Here is a 10132-nt window from a genome sequence, read left to right as displayed (position 1 = left end):
CGACCTTGGCCGGGCCGACCTCGGTGCCGGCCGCGCGGGCCGCCTCCTGGGCCGCCTCGGGCAGGCTGCGTACGCCGTCGGTGCCGGTGGCCGGGGCCCGGTCGTCCTCGCCGAGCATCGCCATGAGCGTGGGCATCATGACCGCCGCCGCGCGGGCGTAACCCTCGGCGGACGGGTGGAAGCGGTCCGAACTGAACATGCGTACCGGGTCGGCCTCGAAGGCCGGGCCCAGCAGGTCGCCGATGGACACCGTCCGGCCGCCGGCCTCGACCACGGCGACGGTCTGGGCCGCGGCGAGCTGCCGGCTCCACTTGCGGGCGAGCCAGCGCAGCGGGGGCTTGATCGGCTGGATCGCGCCGATGTCGGGGCAGGTGCCGACGACCACTTTGCAGCCGACCGAGCGCAGCCGCCGCACGGCGTCGGCGAGGTGGCGCACGGCGGCGGTACGGGCCGAGGCGTGCGTGACGTCGTTGGCGCCGACCAGGATGACGGCCACCTCGGGCTCGTACTCCAGCGCGGCGTCCACCTGATACTGCAGGCCGGAGGACATCGAGCCGACCACGGCGAGGCGGTGCAGGCGTACGGGCCGGCGCAGGCGCCGCGAGACACCGGTGGCGAGCAGGGCTCCGGGGGTCTCCCGGGGACGGTGCACGCCGTACCCGGCCGCGGAGGAGTCACCGAGGATGACCATGCTCAGCGGCTTGCCGGGGAACTTGGGGCCGTACACCCCGTCACCGCGAGGCGGCGGTGCCTCGGCCATCGGGATGATCCGGCGGGCGTCGGCGGCCTGGCGCAGCAGCACGCCCGCCGAGAGGACGGTCAGGCCGGCCGCAGCGCCGGTCACACCGCCCGCGATCTGGCCTGCGAGCCGGAGCCGCTGCCACTCCTCCGCTGTCAAACTGCGCACCTGTCGCACGCTCTCCCTCGCTCTCGCTCGGTGGGAACCTGCCCGTCAGCCGAGGGTGGAGACCCGGCTGCCGGCGATGGTGGGGACTTCGAGGCTAACTCGCCTGTGCGACAACTGTCTGAACCCCGCGCCGAGCGGGCACATATAGCGCGTTGCCGTCATGCTGAGGACAGCGAAAGGGGACGACATGGCCAGAACTCTGCGCCGGACCGCCGCGTTCACGGCGCTCGCGAAGGCGCTGATGGCAGGGGCCCGTGGCGGCCCGTCGATCGGCCAGCGGCTGGCTGCGCTGCCTCGGATGATCAAGGCAACCGCCAAGGGCGAGTACGACGGTGGCCTGCGGGTGGCCCTGATGACCGCGGCGACGCTGTACGTGGTCTCACCGATCGACGCGGTGCCGGAGGCGGCCCTGCTGGTCTTCGGCCTGGCCGACGACGCCGTGATGATCACGTGGCTGGCCGGCTCGGTGCTCAGCGAGACCGAGCGCTTCCTGCAGTGGGAGAAGGAGCGTGCCGCGGTCCTGCCGGGTTCCGTGGTGAGCTGAGCCGTAGGCTGACCAGATCCAGGTCAGCACCGGAGAAGGGCACAGCGACGTGCGGTACTACGACAATGTCGTCGACATCATCGGGGACACCCCCCTGGTACGGCTGCGCAGCGTCACCGACGGCATAGCGGCGACCGTCCTTGCCAAGGTCGAATACTTCAACCCCGGCGGATCCGTGAAGGACCGCATCGCCCTGCGCATGGTGGAGGACGCCGAGAAGGCCGGCCTGCTCCGTGAGGGCGGCACCATCGTCGAGCCGACCAGCGGAAACACGGGCGTGGGGCTGGCTCTGGTGGCCCAGCTCCGCGGCTACCGGTGTGTCTTCGTCTGCCCCGACAAGGTCAGCGAGGACAAGCAGAACGTGCTGCGGGCGTACGGGGCCGAGGTGGTGGTCTGCCCGACCGCCGTGGCGCCCGAGGACCCGCGCTCCTACTACAACGTCTCGGACCGCCTGGCCCGGGAGATCCCCGGCGCGTGGAAGCCGGACCAGTACAGCAACCCGGCCAACCCGCGCTCGCACTACGAGGAGACCGGCCCGGAGCTGTGGAAGCAGACCGACGGCCGGATCACCCACTTCGTGGCGGGCGTCGGCACCGGCGGCACCATCACCGGCGTCGGCAAGTACCTCAAGGAGCAGGGCCCGGTGCGCATCATCGGCGCCGACCCGGAGGGCTCGGTCTACTCCGGTGGCAGCGGCCGGCCCTACCTGGTCGAGGGCGTCGGTGAGGACTTCTGGCCGGAGACCTACGACCGGGGCATCTGTGACGAGATCATCGAGGTCTCCGACTCGGACTCGTTCGAGATGACCCGGCGCCTGGCCCGCGAGGAGGGCCTGCTGGTCGGCGGCAGCTGCGGTATGGCCGTGGTCGCGGCCCTGGAAGTGGCCCGCCGGGCGGCCCCGGAGGACGTGATCGTGGTCCTGCTCCCGGACGGCGGCCGCGGCTACCTCTCCAAGATCTTCAACGACACCTGGATGGCCCGCTACGGCTTCCTGACCACGGGCGGCGACGAGGCCACGGTGGCGGCGGCCCTCGGCTCGAAGAGCGGCGAGATGCCCCCGCTGATCCACGTGCACCCGACCGAGACGGTCCGCGACGCGATCGACTACATGCGCGAGTACGGCGTCAGCCAGCTCCCGGTCCTCAAGGCCGAGCCGCCGGTGGTGACGGGCGAGGTGGCCGGGTCGATCGCGGAGAAGGCGCTGCTGGACGCGCTGTTCACCGGGCAGGCGCACCTGCACGACACCATCGAGCGGCACATGACCGACCCGCTGCCGATGATCGGGGGCGGTCAGCCGGTGAGCGAGGCGGTGACCCTGCTCGAGCACGCGGACGCCGCGATGGTCCTGGTCGACGGCAAGCCCGCCGGGGTTCTGACGCGCCAGGATCTGCTGGCGCATCTCTCCTGAGGTCGCTCAAGATCACTAGCGTGATGCCGCCCGGCCCCGACGGCCCGGGCGGCATCTCGTCTGTCAGGTCATGGCCCGCCGCTTCGCGGGGCCGCCGGCCAGGCCGGCCGGTCCACAGCTACTGCGCCGCCGCGGCGGTTGCCCGGCCCACCGGGAATCGCACGCCGGTGAGGTCTTCCGAGACGGCCCACAGGCGCTGCTGCGCGGCCAGGTCGTAGGAATCGGGGCTGGACGTGACCAGCTTCGGGTAGCCGCGCCCACCGGCCAGGCCGTCCGGGCCGTAGTACTGCCCGCCGAGGACGGACGGGTCGGTGGCGGCCCGCAGGGTGGGCAGCGCACCCGCGGTCGCGGGCTGGCTGATCAGCGGGGCGAGCCAGGAGACCGGTCGGCGCATCGCCGGCGGGATGTTGCGGACCAGCTCGGTGTCGGAGATGCCGGGATGGGCGGCCACCGCGGCGGTGGTGCCGTGCGGGGCGAGCCGGCGCTGCAACTCGTAGGTGAACATCAGATTGGCCAGCTTGGACTGGCCGTAGGCGCCGATCCGGGCGTAGGAACGCTCCCACTGCAGGTCGTCGAAGTGGATGGCGGCGCGGATGCGGTGGCCGGTGCTGCTGACCGTGACCACCCGGGAGCCGGGCGCGGGCAGCAGCAGGTCGAGCACCAGGCCGGTGAGCGCGAAATGGCCCAGGTGGTTGGTGCCGAACTGGAGCTCGAAGCCGTCGCGGGTGGTCTGCCGCGGGGTGTACATCACGCCGGCGTTGTTGATCAGCAGGTCGATCCGCGGGTGGGTGGCGCGCAGACCGGCGGCCGCGGCGTGCACCGATTCCAGCGAGGTCAGATCCAATTCCTGTACGCAGACATCACCGTTGATCCGGGCGGCGGCCAGCTTGCCCTTCTCCGTGTCCCGCACGGCCAGCACCACCGACGCCCCGTGCTCGGCGAGCCGCCGGGCGGTCTCGAAGCCCAGCCCGGTGTTGGCCCCGGTGATCACGGCCACCCGGCCGTCCTGACGCGGAATCTGCTGCTCGGTCCACTTCATCTCTGCTCCCCAATGTACCGCCGGTAACTTATGATGGGAACGGTAATGTACCGCCGGTACAGTGTCAAGAGACCGCCGGTACCTAAGCTAGGGTTGGCGTCATGACGTTCCAGCGGGCGCGCAGCGACGAGCAGCGTGCGGTCCGGCGCCGGGCGATCCTGGAGACGACCTCGGCGATGCTCGACGAGATGCCGGTGGCCCAGGTGACCCTGAACGAGCTGAGCCGGCGGGTCGGCCTGGCCAAGACGGCGGTGCTGCGCTATTTCGAGAGCCGCGAGGCGGTGCTGCTCGACCTGCTGGACGACCGGACGACGACCTGGCTGGCCGAGCTGGAGCCGGAGCTGGCCCGCGGGATCGACCCCGGCCGGTCCGCGGTGGAACGGGCGGAGCAGGCGGCCGACGTGCTCAGCCGGTCGCTCGCAGCTCAGACCGTGCTCTGTGATCTCTTCGGCGCGCAGGGCGGGGTGCTCGAGCACAACGTCTCGGTCGAGGTGATCCGCCGGCACAAGCGGGCCTCGCTGGACAACCTCGCGGTGATGGGCGGCCTGGTCCGGCGGCACCTGCCCGAGCTCGGTGACCGGGCCGAGATGTTCTGCCTGAACCTCCTGATCGTGGGCGGCGCGCTGTCCGCCTACACCTCGCCGCCGCCGAGCCTGCTCGCCGTCTACGAGTCCGAGCCGGCGCTCGCGATCCACCATGTCGATATGTCAACAGCCCTGCGGTTAGCGATCATCACGTCGCTGGTGGGCATGCTGCCGCGCCCCTGAAGCCGCAGCGCGGCATGCTGCCGCGCCCCTAAGCGCGGAGCCGGAGCGCGGCATGCTGCCGCGCCCCTGAGCCGGAGCGCGGCAGCGCCCGCGATCACTTCCCGCCAGGAAGCGGTGCGGGCGAGCCCAAGCGTTCGGCGCGGATCAGGAAAGCTCGGCGGGGACGGTCACCACGTCCACGAAGGCGTTCTTCCGCAGGACAGTGATCGGGAGGTTCTGGCCGATCGCCGGGCCCAGCATCAGCCGTTGCAGGGCCTGGACCGTCTGCACCGCTTCGCCGCCCGCCGTGATCAGGATGTCGCCGAGGTAGATGCCCGCCGTGCCGGCCGGACTGCCCGGGACCACCTCGACCACGCGCAGGCCCAGCTTCTGGCCCAGGCGCTCCGCGATCGGCGGGGGCAGCGGCACCGGTACGCCCGCGACGCCGAGCCAGGCGCGGCGGACCCGGCCCGTGGTCACCAGCTCGCCGATGATCTGGCGGGTGGTCTTGTTGATGGGTACGGCCAGGCCCAGGCCGTAGCCCGCGACCGCCGTGTTGACGCCGACCACCGTGCCGGTGGAGTCGGCCAGGGCGCCGCCGGAGTTGCCCGGGTTGAGCGCCGCGTCGGTCTGGATGACGTTGTCGATGATGCGGACCCGGCGGCCGTCGCGGGCCGGCAGGGAGCGGCCCAGTCCGGAGACCACGCCGGCGGTGACCGAGCCGGCCAGGCCCATCGGGTTGCCGACCGCCACGACCAGCTGGCCGATCCGCAGCCGGTCGGCGTCGCCCAGCGGGGCCGCCGGTGCACCCGGGTTGTGCACGCGGACGACGGCCAGGTCGGACAGCGCGTCGGCGCCGACCACGTCGAACTTGGTCTCGGTGCCCTCGGCGAAGGCGGCGGTGCCGCCGGTCGCGCCGGCGACCACGTGGGCATTGGTGAGCAGGAATCCGTCGTCGGTGAAGGTGACCGCCGAGCCCGCGCCGGCCCCGCGCGGGGTAAGGACGGACAGCGCCGCGACGGACGGCAGCAACTGGGCGGCGACGCCGGTCACGACACGGCTGTAGGCATCGAGCGCGCCCGTTTCGACACCCGTGTGTTCGGTATCCATGCAGTCCAGAACACCGGCCCGGCGGCCATCGATGCCGGTACGGCGTCCGCCCACGGCGAACAGTGCCAGTCACTGATAGTCGCGAAGGTCGCACAGATAGTCCGACCGGCTGCCCGTTGTCGGGGGTTGTATGAGTGACGAAGGAGCTGAACGAGCCGGACGGAGGGGTGGGGATGGTCATCGTCGACGAGGCTGTACCGGCCGACATCGTGGACCGCCTGCTCTGGCAGGACGCCCAGCAGATGCTGCGGCGGCACGCCGAGGCCGGCCACGACGGCAACTGCGTCTGGTGCGGCTGGCGCTGGCCCTGCGCGCCGCGCCGGCTCGGTGAACGCGCCGACCTCGCGTCCCGCCGGCCGTGGCGGGAAGCCTGGACCCTGCGGCACGACCTCAACAGCGTGCGCGCGATGCCCGGCATCCGTACCGGGCTGGACGGCAACATGGTCCGGCGCGAGACGCCGAAGATCGACGAACTGAACAGAGGCTATTTCGACTGAACGACTCCCGCAGACCCTCGACGTCACCCGGGACCTTGACCGTCCCCCGGCAAGAACCGACCTGCATCGGCCCGGACGACGTCGAACCGCGGTGATGCCCCCGTGCCCCGCCAGCACGCCGGCGTCCCGCACCCGGACCCGCCCATGAACCGCCTCGACCGGCACGCCTCCGCCGGTCGGCGCCTCCGGCCAGGCGTCAACGCGGTTCGGGCGGGCGCGGTTGGCGGGAGTGCGTGACCACAGGTTCCCCCGCATTCACTCGGTCACGCGCTCCCGCCCGCCCTCCAACGCCCGTCCGTAACGGACCTGAAGGACGGGCTCGCCGCCGATCGCCTCGGTGCGGGTCGTGCCGTCCGCAACCCAGCCGCCGCGCTCGTAGAAGCGCCGGGCCCGCTCGTTCGCTGCGAGGACCCAGAGCACGGCCCGGTCACCCAGGGCAGCCAGCGACGGCAGGGCGTCAGCCATCAGCGCCCGGCCGACCCCGGTGCCCACGTACGCCGGGTCGGCGTGGATCGCGTAGAGCTCCGCGACCCCGTCCTCTTCGCTCGGTCCCACGTACGTGAAGCCCGCGAGGACCGGGCCGTCGACTGCGACGGTCAGCCGGTGGGTGTCCTGCTCCCACTTCCACCGTTCCGCCCACCACTCGCCCAGCACCTCCGGCGAGCCGTGGGCCAGCGCGTCGGGGGAGAGGATGTCCGCATAGGCGGAAGCGCGCGAGTGGAAGTGCAGGGCGCCGATCGCCCGCAGGTCGTCGTCAGCGGCGGGACGCAGATGCACGCTCATCGGACGAACCTAGCCGGGGCGGCACCGGCACCCGCAGCAGATCCTCGGCGAGCACGATGTCGCCGTCGAACTCCGCGCGGGCCTCGTCGAGGAACCGGGCGCTGTCCGCGTACCGCTGGGAGAAGTGGGTGAGCACCAGCGTGCGTACCCCCGACTGCCGGGCCACCGACCCGGCCTGGCCCGCGGTCAGATGGCCGACCTGGGCGGCCATCGCGGCATCTTCGGCCAGGAAGGTCGACTCGATGACCAGCAGGTCGGCGCCCTCGGCGAGGTGGAAGACGTTGTCGCACAGGCCGGTGTCCATCACGAAGGCGAAGCGCTGCCCGGGCCGGGGCGCGCTGACCTGCTCCAGCGTCACCCGGCCGAGACGGCCGGTGCGCTGCAGCTCACCGACCGCCGGCCCGGCGATGCCGTGCGCGGCCAGCAGCGACGGCACCATCCGGTGGCTGTCGGGCTCGGCCAGGCGGTAGCCGTAGGTCTCGATCGAGTGGCGCAACGGCAGCGCGGTGAGTGCGCCGGCCGAGGTCTCGACCCGGAAACCGTCGGCCACCGGTACGGGCTGAAGGTCGGCGACGTCGTAGAAGCTGGTGGCGTGCCGGAGCCGCTCGAAGAACTCCTGGCCACCGGCCGGGTAGTGCACCTGGACCGGGTGCGGGACCTTGTCGAGCGAGACGCGCTGGATGATCCCGGGCAGGCCGAGCGCGTGGTCGCCGTGGAAGTGGGTGATGCAGATGCGCCGCAGCGGGGTCACGGCGAGCCCGGCCATCAGCATCTGACGCTGGGTGCCCTCACCGGGGTCGAAGAGCATGACCTCGTCGTCCCAGCGCAGCAGGTAACCATTGTGGTTGCGGTGCCGGGTGGGCACCTGGCTCGCGGTGCCGAGCACGGTCAGCTGGCGCATGATCACCTTCGGACATGAAGCGACCCCCGGGGACTTCCGCGCCGTAGCACGGTCCGGTCGGACAAGGCCGGATCCCCGGGGGCCGGGTGGCTGCCTGGTATTCGCCGCACCGCTGCCACACGGTCTCGACGTTCCTACGAAGCTGTCAAGGACAGCGGCTAGCGGACAGCCACCTCACGAGTCCCGTTGCTATACAACTTCGGACCACCTCCTCTCACGTGTACGGCCACGTTAACCACCTCGTGGCCCCGGCGACAACGCTTTTAAGGTCACTAGAGTCGCGGGAATACCTGCGGCGACACCTCGGTGCCCTCGACGAACTGGGAGGCGGGCCCGACGATCTGCGGGTCCGGGGTGCCGACGATGCTGGTGTCCTTGTTGTCGTAGTCGAAGCGGTTGAGCACGAACCGGATCGCCTCCAGCCGGGCGCGCTTCTTGTCGTTGCTCTTGACCACGGTCCACGGGGCGTCGGCGGTGTCCGTGTAGAAGAACATCGCCTCCTTGGCCTCGGTGTACTCGCCCCACTTGTCGAGCGACTCGAGATCCATCTTCGAGAGCTTCCACTGGCGTACCGGGTCGACCTGCCGGATCGCGAAGCGGGTGCGCTGCTCGCCCTGCGAGACCGAGAACCAGAACTTGATCAGGTTGATCTGCGAGCGGACCAGCATCCGTTCCAGGTCCGGGGCCTGCCGCATGAACTCGAGATACTCGGCGCGGGTGCAGAAGCCCATGACCCGTTCGACGCCGGCCCGGTTGTACCAGGACCGGTCGAAGAGCACGATCTCCCCGTTCGCGGGCAGGTGCTTGATGTAGCGCTGGAAGTACCACTGGTTGCTCTCGCGCTCGTTCGGCTTCTCCAGCGCCACCACGGAGGCGCCGCGCGGATTCAGGTGCTCCATGAAGCGCTTGATCGTGCCGCCCTTGCCGGCGGCGTCGCGGCCCTCGAAGAGGATCACCATCCGCTCGCCGGTGCGCTTGCACCAGTTCTGCAGCTTCAGCAGCTCGATCTGCAGCAGCCGCTTGTCATGGTCGTACTCGGCCCGCGGCATCCGGGTGTCGTACGGGTAGTCCTCGCGCCAGGTGTCCACGGGGGTGCCGTCGGCGTTGAGCAGCACCGGGTCGTCGTCATCGTCGTCGGCGACCCGGTAACCGCCCAGCTCGGTGATCGGCCCCGTGTACGGGTCGGTGGTGAGCTCGTCGTCGAACTGGCGATCCTCGTGGCCGCCGTTGTCGCCCTGCTCCTGCTCGTGGTCCTGCTCCGCCTGCATGACAAGGCTTCTTACCCACCCGGACCGACCTGACAACTGGCGGACCGTATCCGGAAGGTGGACGGCGGGTAAACGATCAGCCGAGCCAGCTCCGCAACCGCTTCTTCCGCGACGCTGCGACGACCGGCGGCAGCCCGGCGCGGGTCCGCACGCCGACCTGCTCCTGTCGCGCCCACAGCACGCCGTACCCGAATCCGTCCGGCGCGGTGCGCGCCACCTCGCGCAGCACCTCCCGCGCGACCACCGAATCCTGATGCGCGCCGAGCACGTCCTGGAGCCCGGTCAGGGCCTTCACCAGACGCTTGCCCGGCTTGCCGGCGCTGGGGGCGAAGATCTCCACCGCGTACCGGGCCCGCTTGTAGGCCTTGCGGGCCTCGTGCAGCTCGGCGTCCTCGCCGCCGGCCAGCGCCTCGTCCAGCAGCCGGTCGGCCTTGAGCAGGGCCTTGCGGGCCCGGCGCAGCGCACCCGCGTCATCCGGCTCCGGGTCGTCGACGAGCGCGTCCATGGCGTCGAGCATGGCGAGGTACCGGTCGCTGTCCAGCGCCTCGGTCAGCACCGCGCGACCCCGCTCGACCTGGGCGTCGAGGTGAGCGCGGATGCCGTCGGCCACCTCCGGGAAGCCGGACGTGTCGGCGGGCAGCTTGCCCTCGAGGACCTGGCCGTCCCGCACGTCACCGAGGCAGTCGGCCAGCCACTTGAGCTCGTCCCTGAGGGCGGCGGCCCGCTGCGGATCGAACGAGGCCTTGAACGTCTTCAGGGTGCTGCGCAGGCGCCGGGTAGCCACCCGCATCTTGTGCACGGCTTCCGGGTCGCCGGCGCGTACCCCCTGGTCCTGCTCCTCGACGGCCTCGCGCTGCTCCCTCCCGTACCGCAGCACGGGTTTCACCTTGCGGCGCCGGCGCCGCGGCTCGGCGAGCCGGTCGCCGAGC

The 10132-nt window shown here is 71.4% G+C and carries 11 protein-coding genes; 4 read left to right on the top strand and 7 right to left on the bottom strand.

Annotated elements, in window-relative coordinates; all coding sequences use genetic code 11:
* Positions 1 to 856: SGNH/GDSL hydrolase family protein (locus tag AB0C29_RS18875; protein WP_360821750.1), on the bottom strand; the 856-nt coding region annotated here is incomplete at its 3' end.
* Positions 857 to 1094: 238 nt separating this feature from the next.
* On the opposite strand from AB0C29_RS18875, the gene AB0C29_RS18870 reads away from it, so the two are divergent.
* Both AB0C29_RS18870 and AB0C29_RS18865 read left to right on the top strand, forming a co-directional pair.
* Positions 1095 to 1451, top strand: a complete 357-nt coding sequence (locus AB0C29_RS18870; protein ID WP_360555902.1) for a YkvA family protein — start codon at positions 1095 to 1097, stop codon at positions 1449 to 1451.
* A 49-nt stretch (positions 1452 to 1500) separates the two neighbouring features.
* Positions 1501 to 2859 carry a cystathionine beta-synthase gene (locus tag AB0C29_RS18865; RefSeq protein WP_360821748.1) on the top strand — a complete coding sequence of 453 codons (1359 nt, stop codon included), beginning with the start codon at positions 1501 to 1503 and terminating at the stop codon, positions 2857 to 2859.
* A gap of 118 nt (positions 2860 to 2977) precedes the next feature.
* Here AB0C29_RS18865 and AB0C29_RS18860 read toward each other — a convergent pair whose 3' ends face one another.
* Entirely contained in the window at positions 2978 to 3898 is a 921-nt protein-coding gene (locus AB0C29_RS18860) for an SDR family NAD(P)-dependent oxidoreductase (RefSeq protein WP_360821746.1), read from the bottom strand.
* Positions 3899 to 3999: 101 nt separating this feature from the next.
* Between AB0C29_RS18860 and AB0C29_RS18855 the strand changes: the two genes are divergently transcribed.
* The gene (locus tag AB0C29_RS18855) at positions 4000 to 4665 is read left to right on the top strand and encodes a TetR family transcriptional regulator (protein ID WP_360821744.1); all 666 of its coding nucleotides are present in this window, start codon (positions 4000 to 4002) and stop codon (positions 4663 to 4665) included.
* 144 nt (positions 4666 to 4809) lie between these two features.
* Here the strand turns inward: AB0C29_RS18855 and AB0C29_RS18850 are convergent, their stop codons facing one another.
* Positions 4810 to 5754 (bottom strand): trypsin-like peptidase domain-containing protein, encoded by a 945-nt coding sequence (locus AB0C29_RS18850; protein WP_360821742.1) that lies wholly within the window; start codon positions 5752 to 5754, stop codon positions 4810 to 4812.
* A 134-nt stretch (positions 5755 to 5888) separates the two neighbouring features.
* Here AB0C29_RS18850 and AB0C29_RS18845 point away from each other — a divergent pair, with 134 nt between their 5' ends.
* Positions 5889 to 6251 (top strand): hypothetical protein, encoded by a 363-nt coding sequence (locus tag AB0C29_RS18845; RefSeq protein WP_360555893.1) that lies wholly within the window; start codon positions 5889 to 5891, stop codon positions 6249 to 6251.
* 255 nt (positions 6252 to 6506) lie between these two features.
* Here AB0C29_RS18845 and AB0C29_RS18840 read toward each other — a convergent pair whose 3' ends face one another.
* From AB0C29_RS18840 to AB0C29_RS18825, 4 genes are all read right to left on the bottom strand, one after another.
* A complete protein-coding gene (locus AB0C29_RS18840; protein WP_360821740.1) occupies positions 6507 to 7034 on the bottom strand; it encodes a GNAT family N-acetyltransferase in 528 nt (175 codons plus the stop codon).
* On the bottom strand, positions 7006 to 7935 hold the full coding sequence (locus AB0C29_RS18835; protein ID WP_360821738.1) for a ribonuclease Z: 930 nt from the start codon (positions 7933 to 7935) through the stop codon (positions 7006 to 7008). The genes AB0C29_RS18840 and AB0C29_RS18835 overlap by 29 nt, the downstream gene beginning before the upstream one ends.
* 272 nt (positions 7936 to 8207) lie before the next feature.
* Positions 8208 to 9203, bottom strand: coding sequence for a polyphosphate kinase 2 (gene ppk2, locus AB0C29_RS18830; protein WP_360821736.1), 996 nt, complete (start codon positions 9201 to 9203; stop codon positions 8208 to 8210).
* A 76-nt stretch (positions 9204 to 9279) separates the two neighbouring features.
* A partial coding sequence (locus tag AB0C29_RS18825) for a CHAD domain-containing protein (RefSeq protein WP_360821734.1) occupies positions 9280 to 10132 on the bottom strand: 853 nt, incomplete at its 5' end.

The sequence above is a fragment of the Actinoplanes sp. NPDC048791 genome, assembly GCF_040650095.1.
Classification (GTDB): Bacteria; Actinomycetota; Actinomycetes; order Mycobacteriales; family Micromonosporaceae; genus Actinoplanes.
This window is presented reverse-complemented; position numbering and strand designations above follow the sequence as displayed.

What these genes read in the sequence shown, in the direction of transcription:
- AB0C29_RS18855 (WP_360821744.1), top strand. Translation starts at nt 4,000, where the DNA reads ATGACGTTCCAGCGGGCGCGCAGCGACGAGCAGCGTGCGGTCCGGCGC.
- AB0C29_RS18840 (WP_360821740.1), bottom strand. Translation starts at nt 7,034, where the DNA reads ATGAGCGTGCATCTGCGTCCCGCCGCTGACGACGACCTGCGGGCGATC.
- AB0C29_RS18870 (WP_360555902.1), top strand. Translation starts at nt 1,095, where the DNA reads ATGGCCAGAACTCTGCGCCGGACCGCCGCGTTCACGGCGCTCGCGAAG.
- ppk2 (WP_360821736.1), bottom strand. Translation starts at nt 9,203, where the DNA reads ATGCAGGCGGAGCAGGACCACGAGCAGGAGCAGGGCGACAACGGCGGC.
- AB0C29_RS18860 (WP_360821746.1), bottom strand. Translation starts at nt 3,898, where the DNA reads ATGAAGTGGACCGAGCAGCAGATTCCGCGTCAGGACGGCCGGGTGGCC.
- AB0C29_RS18835 (WP_360821738.1), bottom strand. Translation starts at nt 7,935, where the DNA reads ATGCGCCAGCTGACCGTGCTCGGCACCGCGAGCCAGGTGCCCACCCGG.
- AB0C29_RS18850 (WP_360821742.1), bottom strand. Translation starts at nt 5,754, where the DNA reads ATGGATACCGAACACACGGGTGTCGAAACGGGCGCGCTCGATGCCTAC.